Consider the following 17079-nt stretch of genomic DNA (forward strand, 5'->3'; position numbering starts at 1 on the left):
AGAGGATATATGATGCTGACGAATAAGGTTGCAGTTGTTACAGGTGCGGGTTCTGGGATTGGAGAAGCAATTGCTCTTCTTTTTGCCCAGCAGGGGGCTAAGGTTATTGCAGCGGACATCCATCTGGGGGGTGTTGAAGCGGTGGCCAAGAAGGCAGAACAAGGTCATGGCAACGGGGTGGTGTATCCTGTAAAAGCAGACGTTTCGAAGGAAGAGGACACTCAGCGAATGATTGATGCCGCAAATACACAATTTGGTGGACTTCATATTCTCGTTAATAATGCGGGGATCATGGATAAAATGACCCCGGCTCATGAAATCACAGACGACTTATGGGAGAACGTAATTGCAGTGAACGTCACCGGACCCATGAGAGCCATTCGTAAGGTCTTACCGATTTTTATGGCACAAGAAGGTGGATGTATCATCAATGTAGCATCGATCGGCGGCTTAGAGGGATCACGTGCAGGAGTGGCCTATACTGCCTCCAAGCATGCTGTCATCGGTATGACTAAAAATGTAGGGTATCAGTACTCGAAGCTTGGAATTCGCTGTAATGCTATAGCACCAGGTGGGGTATAGACGAATATTGATTTGTCTAATCCGAGTGCTTTTGGTAGTCAAAAGGCAGGAGATGGTATGGCGTCAATGCCGCGAACAGGGGAAAGCAGCGAGATCGCATCGATAGCTTTATTCCTGGCTTCAGAAGCTGCGAGCTTCGTGAATGGAACGGTAATAACGGCGGATGCCGGATGGACCGCTTATTAAATAGCTTTTACATTTTAGACAAACAGGTGTCCATTTCCATCTTCATTGCTGGAAGTGTACACCTTTTCTGGTTATACAGGTTGTTCTAACTCTTTTTAAGAGAGGGTCGATATAGGGTAATGGCCTCGCCGCTGTAAGTAGATGTGATAAGGTTGCTTGTGCTAGAATAGGCTAAGAGAAACTGGAAAATAGAGCAGAGCGGCAGAGCTTTTAAAAATATAAGAAAGTAAAAGTTTAGTATCTATACTTTATGTTCTTATATTTCTCGCTTAAACGCTAAGCGTCTTTATATAGACGCCAAAGATGTTTATGCTAGATACATAGCCATATTCTGCGGAAAAGGGAGGAGGAGTACGGTTGCATGTTATTTCTGATCTGATCTCAACATTGTTTGAATGGATTCAGAGTCTTGGTTATTTTGGGATTATGATCGGACTTATGATTGAAGTTATTCCGAGTGAAATTGTACTGGCTTTCGGTGGCTTTTTAGTATGGAGTGGAGATATTAATTTTTTCGGCGCCGTATTATTCGGTACGATCGGCGGAGTCATTGCACAGATTTTTGTGTATTGGATTGGCCGTTATGGTGGCAGACCTGTTTTGGAGAAATACGGGAAATATATTTTCATTCAAAAGAAGCATATTGACCATTCGGAAGAGTGGTTCAATAAATACGGGACTGGCGTAATCTTTACAGCTCGTTTTATTCCGGTTGTTCGTCATGCCATTTCCGTTCCAGCTGGGATATCGAAAATGCCTTTAGGTAAGTTCACTTTGTTGACTACGCTTGCTGTTATTCCATGGAGTGCTCTGTTTGTATATCTGGGTATGACCTTGGGGAATAAATGGGAAGATATTGACAAAGTAGCAGCTAAGTATACCAACGAAATTATACTTGTAGCGATCGCTCTGATCATCATTTACTTTGTGTTTAAATGGTACAAATCCAAGAAAAAGGGGACTACAAAATGAAGCAGAATGTAGCTCAAAAGTTTGGAAAAGGCCTAACACCGCGCCAATTCGTAGAAAGTATGACGAAGAATCAACAGGCTTTTGAATCCTGGTATGAGAAGTTTAATTGGGAAGATGAGAGCGATAAGGAATATTTCGAAAGTCTGAACCATCGCGACGATTTGCGGGTACTTATCCTAGCAGCGGATTGGTGTGGAGACGTAGTACGCAATGTTCCTGCTGTATTCCGTATTCTGGAGACGGCGGGAATGAAGACAGAGGTATTTATTTTGGAAGAGAATCCGGAGCTTATGGATGATTTCTTGACCATGGGTGGCAGATCTGTCCCAGTCGTGATTTTTGCAGACACTGGAGGATATGTGCTCGGACATTGGGGTCCTAGACCAGAGCATGTGCAGCGTATAATGAGAGAGTTCAAACGTGAGAATCCTGATCGTGAGGCCGCTGATTACGACAGCAAAATCGCAGAAGCACGTAAGGCCATGGGGCAAGCCTATGGGGAAGGAACGGAATATCAGGCAGTTATCGCAAAAGAACTGCGTAGTCTGATTTCCGGATTCTAAACCGATGCTAAATATACGTTCATTTAATCTGGGTCCGCTTCAAACGAATGCCTACTTACTGACAGGTGCGGATCCTGCGAAGGGTATCATCGTAGATCCTGGTATGAATCCTGCTGCATTAGTGCGGAGTATCGAAGGAATGGAAATCGAAGCTATTTTGTTAACACATGCACATTTTGATCATATGGGCGGTGTAGACGAAATTCGTAAAGCTAAGAAATGTCCTGTTTATTTACATCCACTTGAAAGTGAATGGCTAAGTAGCCCCAAGCTGAACGGTTCACTAATGTGGTCGGAGGTGTCACCTCCTCTAGCTACAGATCCTGCGGAATATGATCTGGCAGAAGGGCAAGTTCTGCAGTTCATTGGACACACCTTCCGTGTGTACCATACACCTGGTCACTCTCCAGGCAGTGTAAGTTTCCTTTGTGGAAATGATCTATTCTCCGGAGATGTACTCTTTAAAATGGGAGTTGGGCGCACAGATTTACCTGGTGGTAGGGAACGGGATCTGTTTGATTCTATTCGTGGCAAGCTATACAAAATGGATGACGAAGTGAAGGTTTATCCAGGACATGGTCCACGGACAACCATTGGATTTGAAAAGATTCGAAACCCTTATGTTCCTCAATAGACGTTGGTTCTAGTAGAACCGACAAAAACCGAGGAAGTTTTAATAGACAAAAGACTACAAAAGGACTAGAATGAGGTTAATTAAATGTAACATTAACCTCGCGAAGCACGCAGACTGCGGAATTAATCCCGGTTTGCGTTCTTTTTTTTGTCTTCATATAGGCTTAAAAGCATGGAGGGAAGTAGAATGGAGAAGAATATATACTACCCGCTGGACTACGGTTGGTATGACTCCAAGGAGAAATGGAACCATTTTTGCAGCAGTAATTGCCGTTTTTTTTCGGAGTGTTCAGGAAAGGGTGGCTTTTGTTCATCCATAGAACGTAGAGACATACAATTTGAAGATAAGGAACTTCGTAAGGGCTTGCTTCAGGAGGCCTGTGGGGTTTACGGGGGAGTACCAGTGGTTTCAGGAGGCGAGCTCAGAAGAACGCCTCTTTTTTGGCATTTTCCGGCAAGGAAAGGGATAATTCAGCCCTGGCGGCGTAAGTTGTGGGATCTCAAAAAATAATTATGGAGTGGAATGAACGATTCATAATACATATTCGTACTACAAATAGAAACGAAATCTTGAATGGAGGGGCAGATGAGCGATCAGTCGCTGGAGAGAATCAGACGGGCACAGCAGGGAGATACTTCAGCACTGTCTTCACTGCTGCGAGAACACTATACTTTTTTATTCAAATATTTAATCAAGGTGACCATGGACCCGTTGCTGGCAGAGGATCTTGTACAGGACACCATGGTCAGATGTATGGAGAAGATCAACACCTATAACGGAACTTCTTCCTTTTCCTCTTGGTTAATCACAATTGCCACCAGAATATTTATTGATCGCAAGCGGCGCTGGAAGCGTGAAGCGGAATGGAAACAGCGGGAGCAACAGGAACAGGGGATCCGTTCGATTCGTTGGCGATTTGAGAGCAGGGGGGAAGAGTGGAGTGAAGTGCTGGATTCCCTCTCCAAATTACCTTCTGCGCAAAGAGTGGCTGTGCTACTGAAGCATTACTATGGCTATAGTTATGACGAAATTGGCGAAATCCTGCGAGTTCCTTCAGGTACAGTCAAGTCGCGTGTATCCCTTGGACTTAACCAACTACGAAAGGAGCTGAATGAGGATGGAGAAGGATAAAGATAAGGAGCCTGAGTTGTATTTGCATAAGCTTTCAGATGAGCTTGACCGGTTAGATGCACAATATAATGACATCACACCACCTTCATTACAGGAACTGGAGAGGTTAATGGTTGATGCCTCTGTGCATAGAAAGAGCATGGAACGTAAAGAGCTGCTGTTATTCTGGGGCATATCGTTGATCCTGATCAGCGTATTTCTATCCATTCTCGGTTCTGCACCGATGATCTATTGGATTATTCAAGCGATTATTCCTATTGCGGGACTCATTGCTCTAGGAATAGCGAGGATCAGGAGGAACAGAGAAGGTGCGCAAGAATGAATGAGCTGCAGGATGTGCCTCTATGGTTATGGTTTTGCATAGCGATAGCATTAATGCTGCAAGGGACATTGCTATTCAGGGACGCAAGACGACGCGGAAGAAAAGCCTGGTTCTGGGGTCTATGGGCTATAACTACAGTTCCTTCACCCGCTTTGGTCTATTTACTTGTTGTCATTCTACCGGAAAGACGTAGGAGAAAGAAGATGTGAAGGTCCAGGATATGAGCTCGTTCCTTTCATTACACAAAAGGAGTGGTACTTCATGGAAGATGTAAATTGGGGATTAATTATGCCGTTGATCATTTTGCAGGCTTTACTGGCTATTATCGGTTTGATTTCTTTAGCCAAAGCAGATAGAGTACGCGGTCCAAAATGGATGTGGATTATAATCATTATTTTCGGAAATATATTAGGCAGCGTAGCTTATTTCACGATAGGAAGGAAAGATGTCTAATGTCACTTCTTCAAGTTACGAATTTGCGCAAAAGCTATGGGGCGCATATTTCCGTACATGATATAAGCTTTGATATTGAAAAAGGGAGATGTGTCGCTTTACTAGGACCCAATGGTGCAGGCAAGACGACCACACTACGTATGCTGGCGGGTCTTCTAGAACCTACCTCTGGAATGATTTCGTTTGAGGGGAGCCGTCCTGGAGCAGAATATCGCAGAGGACTAGGATATGTACCGCAATCTCCAGCCTTTTACGGTTGGATGACTGGACAGGAATATGTTGTGTTTGCTGCAAAGCTTAGTGGAATGGGAGCTAAAGAAGCAACAAGCAGCGCTTTGGAATCGCTTATACGTGTAGGCCTCAAAGACGATGCACGCCGCAAGATTGGTGGATATTCCGGGGGGATGAAGCAGCGGTTGGGTCTCGCACAGGCACTTGTGCATCGCCCTCGACTGCTTTTACTGGATGAGCCCGTATCTGCACTTGATCCGATCGGCCGCAGGGAAGTGATGGAATTGCTACGAGAAATACGTGAAGAGACAACGGTAGTTTTCTCCACGCATGTGCTGCATGACGCGGAAGAGATTTGTGATGATATTATTTTAATGAATCATGGACGCATTGCTGAGCAGGGGTCTCTGTCGCAGCTTCGTTCACAATACAGCCTTCCTGTTATTCGTTTACGTACCGAGAAGCACAAAGAAGCCATTCAGTGGCTGGAATCTCTTGCCTCCAAGCCGTTTGTACTGGATTCGGAGTTGTTTGGAGATCATGCGGTATTTAATGTGCATGATGTAGAAAAGGCCCGCCAGACGATTTTGCAAGAAGCAGCGCAGCTCGAAATTCCATTGCTGCAATTTGAAGCAGGCTCTTCCACATTAGAGGATTTATTTATGAAGGTGGTGGGCGTATGAGCAGCACCTGGGTCCTTTATCGAAAAGAAATGCTCGAGATGGCTCGCAGTTATAAGCTAATCTGGATACCTGTCGTGTTCATCATTTTAGGCATTATGCAGCCTTTAACTATTTATTATTTGCCGGAAATATTAAAAGCCTCCGGGGATGTGCCCCCAGGTCTGCTGGAAGGGTATGAAATACCGCATGCCGCAGTTGTGATGGCGCAAGCACTGGGACAGTATGGAACAATTGGAATGCTGGTATTGGCGCTAGGCTCGATGAATACTTTAGCTGGAGAACGCTATAGCGGAACTATGGAGTTAATTCTAGTAAGACCTGTTTCTCCCGCAGCAATAGTGATCGCTAAATGGACAGCTCAACTGACCCTGCTTGTTGTTGCGCTTGGATTGGGTGCAGCGGGTGCAGCTTATTACACGGAGCAGCTAATTGGTTCAGTACCGTGGGGCGATGCTATCGCAGCTTCAGGAGTATATGGTTTGTGGTTATTATGTGTTGTCTCGGCTACGTTGTTGTTTAGTGCCTTTTTAAGACCGCCAGTAGCTGCTTTTTTAGCACTGGCGTTAATGGCTGGATTGTCATTAGGCTTAAGCTTATTGCCTACATGGTTTGACTGGACACCCGCAGGACTTTCCGGACTGTCAGCAGGAATTCTTACAGCTGGAGAGGGCTTTAGAGCAGGTCCATATCTTTCTGCAAGTGTATTGATCATAATTTGCCTTGTTGGGGCTGCGCTTTTGACAAGAAAGAACAACTTTCCCGATTGATTATTAAGCTGTACTGTATCGAATATAGTATATTTAAAAATATAAGAAAGTATAAGTTTCACACTATACATTTTCCTTCTATTTCTCGCATAAACGCATATCGTCCTTAGGGGACGCCGAAGGCGTTATTGCTTGGTAGAATTTTCAGGATCGTCCGGCCTGCCGCTAGACAGTTCTATCTTTTTTTAGTAGACTGTTGAAACAAGCAAAATCATGATAGATTTTGGGGTCAGGAGGTAGGGCGATGCTGCGTTTAGGAGAAAAGATTGTCATTGTTGCGGACGCTTTTGAGCAGAGTCTTCCTATCGGGGAATACGGCTACCTAATTGCTTACGACCGCAATCCCGATAATGCGTTTGACTATGTTATACGTGTACCGGAAGCCAACAGGAACTTTTATGTTCCGGCTGAAGACATTGAGGCGGAAGAACATTTATTAGTAGCTGAGGCTGAAAGAGCAACGCATGAAGCGTTAATTGATTATGCTTTGTCCACGTACAATGAGAAGCTGTTCCATCATTTGATGAACGGTGAAGATATGGATACAGAAGAGACGGAAACAACGTCAACCGAAAGCATGTCCCAAGCAGATTTCATCAAACAAGTGAATCTTAGAGCTTGGATTTAAGGAAGGCCGGCGAAAGCCGGCTTTTTTGTTATAACCCCATCATTGAATTGTCCAAGCTTCTACAATATAATTAAAAACGTTATCCGGGCGCTTTAGCCCTTTAAACAGGAGGGATTTATCTTATGAGCATTACCGTTAAAGATGTGCAGCATGTGGCCAAGCTGGCTCGTCTGCAATTGAGCCCGGAAGAAGAGGCAACCTTTACAGAACAAATGAATGCTATTTTACAATATGCTGAGAAGTTGAATGAGCTAGATACGGAGAATGTGAAGCCGACCACGCATGTACTGCAGGTCAGTAATGTGATGCGTGATGATGTTGTGAAGGAAAGCCTAACGCAAGAGGAAGCACTTCTTAACGCGCCGGATGATGAAGACGGACATTTCAAGGTCCCAGCTGTTTTGGAATAACTACATAATTAGAAAGGGGGAAGAATCTTGAGCCTGTTTCAAAATCGATTGCCTGAAGTACATCGCATGTTAACTGCTAAAGAAGTATCGGTCAGTGAACTGACTGAAGAATCGCTGGCGATTATCGCTGAGCGGGATAAGAAAGTAAATGCATTTTTGACCTTGAACGAGGAGGGCGCTCGTAGCACCGCACGCGCTTTGGACGACAAACTGGCATCTGGAGCAGCACGTGGATTGCTGTTTGGTCTTCCTGCCGGAATTAAGGATAATATTGTAACTAAGGGACTACGCACGACCTGTGCCAGCCAATTTTTGAAAGATTTCCAGCCGATTTATAACGCTACTGTGGCTTCTAAACTGCAACAGGCAGATGCCGTAACGATCGGTAAATTGAATATGGATGAATTCGCAATGGGTGGATCTAATGAGAATTCAAGCTTTGGTCCTGTACGCAATCCTTGGGATTTAGAGCGTGTGCCCGGCGGTTCCAGTGGCGGATCTGCTGCAGCAGTAGCTGCTGGCGAAGTATTCTTCTCACTAGGTTCGGATACTGGGGGTTCCATCCGCCAGCCTGCTTCCTATTGTGGTGTTGTAGGTCTCAAACCTACTTATGGTCTTGTATCACGTTATGGACTGGTAGCCTTTGCTTCCTCACTCGATCAGATTGGACCATTAACACGTAATGTAGAGGATTCTGCATATGTGCTTCAAGCGATTGCTGGTTATGATGCCCAGGACTCTACTTCAGCTAAAGTTGAAATTCCTGATTATTTGAGTTCTCTGACTGGTGATGTTTCCGGACTTCGCATTGCTGTACCTAAGGAATACTTAGGAGCAGGTGTCGATGCTTCTGTGCGTGAGACAGTCTTGTCCGCACTTAAGGTGCTGGAAGGAATGGGTGCTGTCTGGGAGGAAGTTTCGTTACCACATACGGAATACGCAGTAGCAGCTTATTATTTGCTGTCCTCTTCGGAAGCTTCATCTAACCTTGCGCGTTTTGACGGTGTGCGTTATGGTGCACGTGTAGATGAAGGCGGAGGGTTGCTTGATCTATATCTTAATTCCCGCAGTCGCGGCTTTGGCCCTGAGGTCAAACGTCGTATTATGCTAGGGACTTATGCGCTTAGCTCCGGGTATTACGATGCTTATTATTTAAAAGCACAAAAAGTGCGTACTTTGATTAAACAGGACTTTGATGACATCTTTAAAAAATATGATGTGGTCATCGGGCCAACAGCGCCTACGACAGCATTCAAATTAGGTTCACAGACGGAAGATCCGCTGACCATGTATCTGAACGATATTCTCACGATTCCTGTGAGCTTGGCAGGTATTCCTGCCGTTAGCGTTCCTTGTGGCTTTGCGGAAGGCATGCCAGTAGGTTTGCAAATTATCGGTAAAGAATTTGACGAGAGTACGATTCTGCGTGTTGCTCACGCTTTTGAACAAAATACTGATCATCACAAGCAGCGTCCACAGCTGTAGTAAAGGAGGGAATGGGATTACTTATGTCTAAATACGAAACGGTCATCGGCTTAGAGGTTCACGTAGAACTTCATACCAACTCCAAAATCTTTTGCGGATGCTCCACTGAATTTGGAGCTCCGCCTAACACGCATACCTGTCCTGTCTGCCTGGGTCACCCCGGCGTATTGCCAGTTCTTAACAAACAAGCGGTAGATTACGCTATGAAAGCAGCGATGGCGCTAAATTGTACCATTGGTGATGTTAGTAAATTCGACCGCAAGAACTATTTTTACCCGGATTCACCGAAAGCTTATCAGATTTCGCAGTTCGATCAACCTATCGGTTTGAACGGCTGGATCGACATTGAAGTGAATGGAGAAACGAAACGGATTGGTATTACTCGTCTTCATTTGGAAGAGGATGCGGGTAAGCTTACGCACGTAGATGGCGGTTTTGCATCGCTCGTCGATTTCAACCGGGTGGGAACACCGCTTATCGAAATCGTATCTGAACCAGACTTGCGCTCGCCAGAGGAAGCTCGTGCTTATCTGGAGAAAATCCGTGCCATTATGCAATACTGCGACGTATCCGATGTCAAGATGGAAGAGGGATCGATGCGCTGTGACGCGAACATCAGTCTACGTCCAGAAGGACAAGAGGAATTCGGTATTAGAGCAGAGCTTAAGAACATGAACTCCTTCCGCGGTGTGCTGCGTGGACTGGAGTATGAACAATATCGTCAGGCTGAGATCCTGGATGATGGTGGAGTAGTTGTACAAGAGACTCGCCGCTGGGATGAAGCCCAAGGTAAAACTTTATCTATGCGTGGAAAAGAAGAAGCGCACGATTATCGTTATTTCCCAGATCCAGATCTGATCGTGCTGCATATTGACGATGCCTGGAAAGAATCCATTCGTTCGACGATCCCGGAACTACCGGATGCAAGACAAGCTCGCTACAGTGAAGAACTGGGTCTTACAGCTTATGATGCTGGCGTGATTACTTCCTCTAAACCGCTAGCGGACTTTTTCGAAGGATGCCTTACTTATACGCAGGATGCCAAGGCTGTAGCTAACTGGATCATGGGTGATCTGCTTGCTTATTTGAATAGTAATAACCTGGAATTGTCTCAGGTCAAAATTACGCCGCAAGGGCTCGGGGAAATGATCGGCCTCATTGCAGGTGGAACTATCAGCAGCAAGATCGCTAAAACGGTATTTAAAGAAATGCTAGAGAGCGGTAAATTGCCTGCTGCAATCGTTGAGGAAAAAGGTCTGGTACAAATCAGCGATGAAGGTGCCATTAAAGGAATTGTGGAAGCTGTCGTAGCTGCCAATCCACAATCAGTGGAAGATTACAAAGCAGGTAAACAGAAAGCCATCGGTTTCCTCGTAGGACAAGTTATGAAAGAAAGTAAAGGTAAGGCAAATCCAGGTCTTGCGAATAAACTTCTGATCGAGGTATTGAGCAATTAAAACGATTATCGTCTTTAGTAGTCGATAACGTTGTTTATACTTGGGGTAATATACTTATGTAATAAGCTAAGGGCTTGTCGGCAACGGCAGGCCCTTAGCGGCATATAAGGGGACTAACAGGGATGAATACAATTATTAAGCTAAACCTCCAGGATGATAGTACCGTTAATGAACTATGGAGCCTCCAGCATAAGGCCTACCGGCTAGAAGCGGAGTTAATAGGGTTTCGTGAGATCCCGCCGCTTATGGAGACGAGAGAGATGCTCAGCCACTCTAAAGAGGATTTTTACGGCTGCTTTGATGAAGATGAAGAACTGATGGGTGCCATTGCTATAGAAGAAGAATCACCGGGCAAACTCACGATTACGCGGATGATGGTGGGACCGGACTTTTTCCGCAGAGGTATTGCAAGCAATCTCTTGGAATATGTATTTGAACATTTTCCAGGGATGGAGCAATACATCGTATCTACGGGGAAGCTAAACCTGCCTGCCGTTTCTTTGTACAGCAAGCATGGTTTTGTACCTATGGGATCGCAGGAAGTTGCTCCCGGTGTCGAATTGATTGATTTTTATCGGAGTGGTTCACTTTGAAGAAGCATATACACAGACCCATGTTTACGAAAGGAGGAGCCGAGATATGACAAATGATTCTGCAATGCTCTCAGCGCAGGAAGAGCAGCGGGGTTCAGCCGATCTTGAGACTACGGAGAGTGAGATTCAGAAGAAGATAATCCCTCCACGTCCAAAACGGCGCCGCCGCAAACGCAAATTTATCGCTGGACTATTGGCAGCTCTCATCCCAGGAACTGGGCACTTATACTTTGGGCTTCTCCGCAAAGGAATTACCTTTATCTTCTTGATACTATTGGATATCTCAGCTTTAATTTATTTCTCATCCATTGGAATGCAGATTAATGTTCCGTTGCTTATTTTACTTGCACTAATTATTCCGGCGATATATTTCTATAATGTGTATGATGTACTGCAATCAGCGGACAAGATTCTCCGTTACCCTGAAGATCAAGAGCTTGATGATCCTGTGGCAAAAATAACTACACCTCCTAAGCGTCGTAGTATCGTCAGTGAACCTGGCGTATCTTTTGGATTTCTACTTCTTTTAGGGGGAGCGCTTCTCATTCTGTTTCGCCAAAAGCCAGCATGGCTGCAATTTTTTATTGAGCATTACTCCGAAGTGGCCGTGTCTGCAGTTTTATTATGTGGTGGTATATATGTAGGAGCGAGAGAAATTGTCAGAGGAATCGTTTCGCGCAAGAAAAATGAGTCTCATAACCGGCGTGTAGGAAGATATACGGCATCGGTCTTGCTTATTGCTATGGCCATCCCGTTGTTTCTGGATTGGAGAGACGGGTCGGATTATATGCTTTTACTCTTGAAGTGGTGGCCGGTCATCCCAGTGTTATGGGGGATTGAGTTCCTGTTCATGTATTTCTTCTCTGGTCGTTCAGGCTCTGTACAAAAGGGAACAAGAATCAGATTGGATTTACGCGGCCTTTTATCTGCTATATTGCTTGCTGCGAGTGTGTTTATCGTTGCCGAACAAGAACATTACTTATATCTGTGGAAAAATGTGAGTCTCAACCTTACAGCAGCTGCAGTCGACTATGGCGAGGCGAAGGGAAGTAAATTTCAGAAGGCTCCGCTTATTGTTCCAGTGAAGCTAAATACAGCCAAAATATCCGTTGATGGTATTAATGGAGATATTTTATTGCACCGGGCTCCCGTAGATAATATTCAAATTACTACTACAGTTTGGGTAGATCAATTGGAAGGTCCGATGGCTGAGGCCATTTCGGAACAGTCCTTTGTGGATGTTGTTGAAGGATCAACTATAAAAATCACTTCAAACAGCAAGGCGTACGGAGAATCAGGTAAGCGTCAGCCGCGAATGGATTTGGACATTTCTTTGCCGGAAGACCGCCGGTTTAATCTCGATGTTCGCACTATGAATGGTGGGATCACCCTGCAGAACATAGAAGCGATCGAAGATATTTCGCTGGAAACGGGAAATGGAGAACTTATTCTTCATCGTATCTTTGGTAATGTGAAAGGGAAAACACTGAATGGAGCTGTGCGTGCGAGATCCGTCCAGGGCAGCGTTGATTTATCAACGAGCGGTGGCAATATGAATGCTTGGAATGTCACAGGAGCCTTGAAATTATCAACGGCAGTTGGCAATATCGGTGCAACCGGGAATGAAGCCGAGATCGATATTTCTAGCAAAAATGGTAATTTAGAGATTGATGGAGCCAGATCGAAGCTGCATGCAGAATCCTTGAATGGCATCATTGATGTTCGTTCACATGAAGTCGGAGGAGACTGGGACATTTATAGTGCAGTTGGCGATATTCAATTGTATTTGCCGCAGTTAGGGAACTATAAGTTGAATGGCTCAAGTGGATATGGCGATATTATTTCAGATTTACCTACCTTAACCATTGATAAGAAGAAGATATCTGGTGAAGTGGGCACAGGTGAGTTCAAGATTCAGGTTGAGGGAAACAGCAACTTAAATGTGAGAGGTTATTGAAAAAAGTAATTTTTCTTATATAATAATGAATATAATGTATCGACTTCGTTGACAAGATTGAAAACCCAGTCTTACAATTATAAGAAATATTTCTTTTATTTTTAAATTTAAAAGGCGGTGACAGTCATGGGGAGTGGCGTACAACATGCATTGGAACAATTAAAAACAACAGGTGTCCGTATAACGCCCCAGCGTCATGCGATTCTTACGTATTTGATGGAAGCAATGAATCATCCTACAGCTGACGATATATATCGGGCATTAGAGCCTAAATTTCCGAGCATGAGCGTGGCAACCGTATATAATAATCTCAAGATGTTTATGGAAGCTGGCATGGTTCGTGAGTTGACCTATGGGGATAGCTCCAGCCGTTTTGATGCCAATGTGTCTGATCATTATCATGTTATATGTCAGAAATGCGGTAAGATTGAGGATTTCAGTTATCCTTCGCTTAGGGATGTAGAGCTGCATGCTGAGCAAGCTACAGGCTTTAAGATTACAGGATTGCGTATGGAGCTGCATGGATTTTGTAAAAGTTGTAGAGAGAAGCAGCATTAAGACTAGAATAGAACGGTATCAAGGCGATCTACCAAGTTATCACTAAACGTGCGAAATCCGAAAGCGGAGGACTCACGTTTTTATTTTTTTACAAATATAAGAACGACAACGTCATTTCTTCTTGAATATAACAATTTGTAGGATAAATGACTATTTTCTACTGGTTATATGAAACCAAGTGGATGTTATAATCGTAATGTTAGACTCTATTAAAAATCATATTATTATCTGGAGGATATATTTTGGACAGAAGACTGGGACAGAGGCGCGTCAAAAAGCGCGGAGGTTTTTTTAGGCGGTTATTTGGACTTTTAATCATTGTAGCAGCAGCATATTGGGTAGTGTTTTATGTATTGCCAAATCGTCAGCACATAGATGTAGATTGGAAAGCTCAAGCGCACCCCATCTTTGTAAAAGGAGAGCATACAGGTTATTCTGCCTCGGGGACTGGAGATAGCATGCTATTACCATTACCATTGTTGCAAGAGTATGTGGATCCTTCCATTCGTTATGAAGAGAAGACGAAGTCGGTCATCCTATCAACGGATAGTGAGCTCCTTTACATGCAGGAGGATAAAACCGATGCTAGTCTGAACAATCGTCCGCTGCAGCTGCGGTTAGCGCCTGAAGTAAAGGAGAAAGTGACCTACCTTCCTGCGGATGTATTAGAAGATCTATATGGGTTTGAAATACAGGAGGATACGAATACCGGAGCAATACTACTAATGACGGCAGGAGAATCTGTCTCTCTAGGAAAAGTTAAAGGTGAAAAAGGCGACAAGTCAGTAGCTCTACGAAATGAGGCATCCATTCACGCACCTATAGTTGCGGATATGTCTCCTGGGGCAGTAGTGAATATTTGGAATGAAGAAAATAAGGACTGGCTGTTTGTGCAATTAAGCAGCGGGTATGCAGGTTATGCCAAGGCAAGTGACATTGTTCGGGACGGTCAAAAGACAGTGGAACCGAAAAAATCCACGCCAACACGCGCTGAACGTAACTGGAAAGGGAAGTCAGTGAATTTGTATTGGGAGGCTGTTTACCAACGCAAACCTAACCCAGAAACCTTCGGTGAGCTACCAGGCGTTAACGTGGCTAGCCCAACATGGTTTAGTATTATAGATGGTGATGGCAATGTGCGCAGTCAGGCCGACAGTGCGTATGTGCAGTGGGCGCATGGGCACGGGTTAGAGGTATGGGGGTTGCTTAGCAATAGCTTCGATCCAGACATGACTACTGAGGCATTGTCCAGCTATGAGAAACGGATGAATGCAATCGTACAGATCTTAGAATATTCGGATTTATACAATTTGGATGGAATTAATATCGATTTTGAGAATGTGTATACGAAAGACGGAGAGAATGTCACTCAATTTATGAGAGAGCTAAAACCGATGGCTCAGGCTAAGAATCTAATCGTCTCCATAGACGTGACACCTAAATCCAATAGCGAGATGTGGTCAGCATTTCTTGATCGTAAGGCTCTTGGGACATTAGTCGATTATCTAATCGTGATGGCTTATGATGAACATTGGGCAGCTAGCCCTATCGCGGGCTCTGTTGCCTCCTTACCTTGGGTAGAGAATTCAATAAGCCGGATCATAGAGGAAGACAATGTGCCGCCTGAGAAGGTGATTTTGGGGATCCCATTGTACACCCGCATCTGGACTGAGGCTCAAGTAGATGGCAAGACAAAGGTAAGCTCCAAATCCGTAAGTATGAATGCCGTTGAAAAAATTATCAAAGAGAAGAAGCTAACTCCTACATTTGATAAGGCTGCTGGGCAGAATTACGTAGAGTACAAGGAAGATGGCGCTCTTAAGAAAATATGGATAGAAGATAAGGTGAGCTTAAAATCAAGAGTTGAGCTTGCTAAGTCCATGGGGCTTGGAGGCATCGGATCATGGAATCGCAGTTTTAGCAATCCATCAGCATGGGAAGCATTACAAGAGATTCATAAGTAATCATAATTTCATTTATAACAAACAAAGAGGCTCCCATATCGGGGGCCTCTTTGTTGTATTAGCAAATATTTGAGTGCATTTTAACTAGTTAGTAATGAGCCTCTGTAAGGTGTGTTTAGTGGTTAAGTTGCTGATGCTCAAGCTGATCTGCAGTAATAGTGGCCTCGGCCGGATCCATAGTAAGAATGGTGTGGCAGAACATACAGCGGTCTGTTTTACCGAGCATCTTGGTCAGCTTGTGACACTCAGGGCACTCTAGCTGAACTGCACTCGTTGAGAGCATGCCAGCCCAGAAATAGATCGCAAGACTTGCCATCATGGAAATTAAACCGATTACAAGTCCGATTCCAGCGAATACTTTCCCAGTCGATCCCCAGAATACGATGCCTGCTGTACCCAAAACCATAAGTCCCATTCCGAGCATTGTGAGCAGTAATCCCCATGTGCGAAAAGCGTTGATCTTAGCCGTTTTAAACTTCATGAGTGTTTGCTCCTAACTAAATATAGTTGGGTTGTCCAGAAGGAACTGTCTTTCATATGTAGAATAATAATTATAACTGAATTATAACTGACTGGACGCAAATTCGCCAAATTTAATGGAGGGAAGCATGGAATTATCCAATGTAACTTTGTTGAGTGGAGAAACGTTTGAAGAAAATGTTTTAGGAGCTGTCGCTTTGCGGCAGAAAGGGAGTACTCCTTTTCAAAGCGCGCTACTTCACGATTTTGATATGGTTGTGTTAGTTTTACATGAGGAACAGGATTTAGAACATATTGTTCGCCACACCATTGCCGGTGACACACGGACCCAGTCAGTCCATATTGGCCTTTCCGCTTTGGAGCGGGCTGTCATGGCGGGAGATAATAACGAGCTCCTTACTAGTTTGATGATTGGGGAAGTGATCTGGGATCCCAAAGGAATACTAGGGGATATGCGCCGGGAGATTTTACAATTTGAAGGGCCTCTTAAGGAACGAGTTGAGTTCATGGAGTTTGCACGATTCTTGCATTTGTATGTGAAATCTAAACGGTATATAGAAGCTGGCTACATTATGGATGCATATAACTGTGTATTGATGGCTCTATATCATTGGGCAAGAATAGAAGTGAGTGAATCTGGTTCATTTCCAGAGCCGGCTGTTTGGGAGCAGGTTAAAAGTATGAACACTTCTGTCCATAAACTATATGAGGAACTAACCATCAGCACGGAGACCTTAGAGCAAAGAGTAGAGCTTGTTCTTCTAGCATGTGAATTTGGGATCATGTCCAAAATGACGGATTGTTGTGCATTGCTTTTCAATATTCTGAATAGCCGTAAGGAAGCGTGGAGTATAAAAGAATTACTACAGCATTCTGGCCTGTGTCAATTAGAGGCTGAGTTGCCCCTAGTTTTACGAAAGCTTGTTTCTCGTTCGCTAATCCGTGAGATTACTTTATGGGCTGACGGTCATGGGGGAGAGGGTCATGCGATCCGATATACCTTATAGAGAAGAAATTAGATGC

The 17079-nt window shown here is 44.3% G+C and carries 20 protein-coding genes and 1 pseudogene; 20 read left to right on the forward strand and 1 reads right to left on the reverse strand.

The features are described 5' to 3' along the window. The first annotated feature begins 9 nt into the window (after positions 1–9). The 19 genes and pseudogenes from MKX35_RS07460 to MKX35_RS07550 all read left to right on the forward strand — a co-directional run bounded on the left by MKX35_RS07460 (position 10) and on the right by MKX35_RS07550 (position 15576). Positions 10–768: pseudogene (locus tag MKX35_RS07460) on the forward strand (SDR family oxidoreductase). Between the two features lie 357 nt (positions 769–1125). Then, positions 1126–1740 (forward strand): DedA family protein, encoded by a 615-nt coding sequence (locus MKX35_RS07465; RefSeq protein ID WP_042191826.1) that lies wholly within the window; start codon positions 1126–1128, stop codon positions 1738–1740. After that, positions 1737–2303, forward strand: coding sequence for a thioredoxin family protein (locus tag MKX35_RS07470; protein ID WP_042191823.1), 567 nt, complete (start codon positions 1737–1739; stop codon positions 2301–2303). Before MKX35_RS07465 ends, MKX35_RS07470 begins: the two co-directional genes overlap by 4 nt. 4 nt (positions 2304–2307) lie before the next feature. Then, positions 2308–2937 carry an MBL fold metallo-hydrolase gene (locus tag MKX35_RS07475; protein WP_042191821.1) on the forward strand — a complete coding sequence of 210 codons (630 nt, stop codon included), beginning with the start codon at positions 2308–2310 and terminating at the stop codon, positions 2935–2937. 186 nt (positions 2938–3123) lie between these two features. Continuing rightward, positions 3124–3447, forward strand: a complete 324-nt coding sequence (locus tag MKX35_RS07480) for a hypothetical protein (protein ID WP_042191819.1) — start codon at positions 3124–3126, stop codon at positions 3445–3447. Positions 3448–3522: 75 nt separating this feature from the next. Beyond that, a complete protein-coding gene (sigY, locus tag MKX35_RS07485; protein ID WP_042191818.1) occupies positions 3523–4068 on the forward strand; it encodes an RNA polymerase sigma factor SigY in 546 nt (181 codons plus the stop codon). Next, positions 4055–4390 carry a YxlC family protein gene (locus tag MKX35_RS07490; protein WP_076285467.1) on the forward strand — a complete coding sequence of 112 codons (336 nt, stop codon included), beginning with the start codon at positions 4055–4057 and terminating at the stop codon, positions 4388–4390. The genes sigY and MKX35_RS07490 overlap by 14 nt, the downstream gene beginning before the upstream one ends. Beyond that, positions 4387–4599 carry a hypothetical protein gene (locus MKX35_RS07495; RefSeq protein ID WP_042191816.1) on the forward strand — a complete coding sequence of 71 codons (213 nt, stop codon included), beginning with the start codon at positions 4387–4389 and terminating at the stop codon, positions 4597–4599. Before MKX35_RS07490 ends, MKX35_RS07495 begins: the two co-directional genes overlap by 4 nt. 52 nt (positions 4600–4651) lie before the next feature. After that, on the forward strand, positions 4652–4843 hold the full coding sequence (locus MKX35_RS07500) for a PLDc N-terminal domain-containing protein (RefSeq protein WP_042191814.1): 192 nt from the start codon (positions 4652–4654) through the stop codon (positions 4841–4843). Further along, complete coding sequence (locus MKX35_RS07505; RefSeq protein ID WP_042191812.1) at positions 4843–5757, forward strand: ABC transporter ATP-binding protein; 915 nt, start codon at positions 4843–4845, stop codon at positions 5755–5757. Before MKX35_RS07500 ends, MKX35_RS07505 begins: the two co-directional genes overlap by 1 nt. Next, on the forward strand, positions 5754–6524 hold the full coding sequence (locus MKX35_RS07510; RefSeq protein ID WP_076285466.1) for an ABC transporter permease subunit: 771 nt from the start codon (positions 5754–5756) through the stop codon (positions 6522–6524). Before MKX35_RS07505 ends, MKX35_RS07510 begins: the two co-directional genes overlap by 4 nt. 244 nt (positions 6525–6768) lie before the next feature. Next, positions 6769–7152 (forward strand): hypothetical protein, encoded by a 384-nt coding sequence (locus tag MKX35_RS07515; protein ID WP_042131017.1) that lies wholly within the window; start codon positions 6769–6771, stop codon positions 7150–7152. A 122-nt stretch (positions 7153–7274) separates the two neighbouring features. Then, the gene (gene gatC, locus MKX35_RS07520) at positions 7275–7562 is read left to right on the forward strand and encodes an Asp-tRNA(Asn)/Glu-tRNA(Gln) amidotransferase subunit GatC (protein ID WP_042131015.1); all 288 of its coding nucleotides are present in this window, start codon (positions 7275–7277) and stop codon (positions 7560–7562) included. A 27-nt stretch (positions 7563–7589) separates the two neighbouring features. Beyond that, a complete protein-coding gene (gene gatA / locus MKX35_RS07525) occupies positions 7590–9047 on the forward strand; it encodes an Asp-tRNA(Asn)/Glu-tRNA(Gln) amidotransferase subunit GatA (protein ID WP_042191806.1) in 1458 nt (485 codons plus the stop codon). Between the two features lie 11 nt (positions 9048–9058). Beyond that, positions 9059–10504 carry an Asp-tRNA(Asn)/Glu-tRNA(Gln) amidotransferase subunit GatB gene (gene gatB / locus MKX35_RS07530; RefSeq protein ID WP_076300655.1) on the forward strand — a complete coding sequence of 482 codons (1446 nt, stop codon included), beginning with the start codon at positions 9059–9061 and terminating at the stop codon, positions 10502–10504. Positions 10505–10626: 122 nt separating this feature from the next. Next, complete coding sequence (locus MKX35_RS07535) at positions 10627–11097, forward strand: GNAT family N-acetyltransferase (RefSeq protein ID WP_076285464.1); 471 nt, start codon at positions 10627–10629, stop codon at positions 11095–11097. 46 nt (positions 11098–11143) lie between these two features. Continuing rightward, positions 11144–13054 (forward strand): DUF4097 family beta strand repeat-containing protein, encoded by a 1911-nt coding sequence (locus MKX35_RS07540; protein WP_256716394.1) that lies wholly within the window; start codon positions 11144–11146, stop codon positions 13052–13054. Between the two features lie 126 nt (positions 13055–13180). Beyond that, positions 13181–13612, forward strand: a complete 432-nt coding sequence (locus MKX35_RS07545) for a Fur family transcriptional regulator (protein WP_042191799.1) — start codon at positions 13181–13183, stop codon at positions 13610–13612. A gap of 242 nt (positions 13613–13854) precedes the next feature. Continuing rightward, on the forward strand, positions 13855–15576 hold the full coding sequence (locus MKX35_RS07550; RefSeq protein WP_076300654.1) for a glycosyl hydrolase family 18 protein: 1722 nt from the start codon (positions 13855–13857) through the stop codon (positions 15574–15576). 115 nt (positions 15577–15691) lie between these two features. Here MKX35_RS07550 and MKX35_RS07555 read toward each other — a convergent pair whose 3' ends face one another. Continuing rightward, complete coding sequence (locus MKX35_RS07555; RefSeq protein WP_042191795.1) at positions 15692–16057, reverse strand: DUF2614 family zinc ribbon-containing protein; 366 nt, start codon at positions 16055–16057, stop codon at positions 15692–15694. 127 nt (positions 16058–16184) lie between these two features. Between MKX35_RS07555 and MKX35_RS07560 the strand changes: the two genes are divergently transcribed. Beyond that, on the forward strand, positions 16185–17063 hold the full coding sequence (locus tag MKX35_RS07560) for a nucleotidyltransferase-like protein (protein WP_042191792.1): 879 nt from the start codon (positions 16185–16187) through the stop codon (positions 17061–17063). Positions 17064–17079: the final 16 nt, after the last annotated feature.

The organism is Paenibacillus sp. FSL R5-0923 (assembly GCF_038009145.1).
GTDB lineage: Bacteria > Bacillota > Bacilli > Paenibacillales > Paenibacillaceae > Paenibacillus_AQ.

What these genes read in the sequence shown, in the direction of transcription:
- MKX35_RS07470 (WP_042191823.1), top strand. Translation starts at nt 1,737, where the DNA reads ATGAAGCAGAATGTAGCTCAAAAGTTTGGAAAAGGCCTAACACCGCGC.
- MKX35_RS07475 (WP_042191821.1), top strand. Translation starts at nt 2,308, where the DNA reads ATGCTAAATATACGTTCATTTAATCTGGGTCCGCTTCAAACGAATGCC.
- MKX35_RS07480 (WP_042191819.1), top strand. Translation starts at nt 3,124, where the DNA reads ATGGAGAAGAATATATACTACCCGCTGGACTACGGTTGGTATGACTCC.
- sigY (WP_042191818.1), top strand. Translation starts at nt 3,523, where the DNA reads ATGAGCGATCAGTCGCTGGAGAGAATCAGACGGGCACAGCAGGGAGAT.
- MKX35_RS07490 (WP_076285467.1), top strand. Translation starts at nt 4,055, where the DNA reads ATGGAGAAGGATAAAGATAAGGAGCCTGAGTTGTATTTGCATAAGCTT.
- MKX35_RS07495 (WP_042191816.1), top strand. Translation starts at nt 4,387, where the DNA reads ATGAATGAGCTGCAGGATGTGCCTCTATGGTTATGGTTTTGCATAGCG.
- MKX35_RS07500 (WP_042191814.1), top strand. Translation starts at nt 4,652, where the DNA reads ATGGAAGATGTAAATTGGGGATTAATTATGCCGTTGATCATTTTGCAG.
- MKX35_RS07505 (WP_042191812.1), top strand. Translation starts at nt 4,843, where the DNA reads ATGTCACTTCTTCAAGTTACGAATTTGCGCAAAAGCTATGGGGCGCAT.
- MKX35_RS07510 (WP_076285466.1), top strand. Translation starts at nt 5,754, where the DNA reads ATGAGCAGCACCTGGGTCCTTTATCGAAAAGAAATGCTCGAGATGGCT.
- MKX35_RS07515 (WP_042131017.1), top strand. Translation starts at nt 6,769, where the DNA reads ATGCTGCGTTTAGGAGAAAAGATTGTCATTGTTGCGGACGCTTTTGAG.
- gatC (WP_042131015.1), top strand. Translation starts at nt 7,275, where the DNA reads ATGAGCATTACCGTTAAAGATGTGCAGCATGTGGCCAAGCTGGCTCGT.
- gatB (WP_076300655.1), top strand. Translation starts at nt 9,059, where the DNA reads ATGGGATTACTTATGTCTAAATACGAAACGGTCATCGGCTTAGAGGTT.
- MKX35_RS07535 (WP_076285464.1), top strand. Translation starts at nt 10,627, where the DNA reads ATGAATACAATTATTAAGCTAAACCTCCAGGATGATAGTACCGTTAAT.
- MKX35_RS07540 (WP_256716394.1), top strand. Translation starts at nt 11,144, where the DNA reads ATGACAAATGATTCTGCAATGCTCTCAGCGCAGGAAGAGCAGCGGGGT.
- MKX35_RS07545 (WP_042191799.1), top strand. Translation starts at nt 13,181, where the DNA reads ATGGGGAGTGGCGTACAACATGCATTGGAACAATTAAAAACAACAGGT.
- MKX35_RS07555 (WP_042191795.1), bottom strand. Translation starts at nt 16,057, where the DNA reads ATGAAGTTTAAAACGGCTAAGATCAACGCTTTTCGCACATGGGGATTA.
- MKX35_RS07560 (WP_042191792.1), top strand. Translation starts at nt 16,185, where the DNA reads ATGGAATTATCCAATGTAACTTTGTTGAGTGGAGAAACGTTTGAAGAA.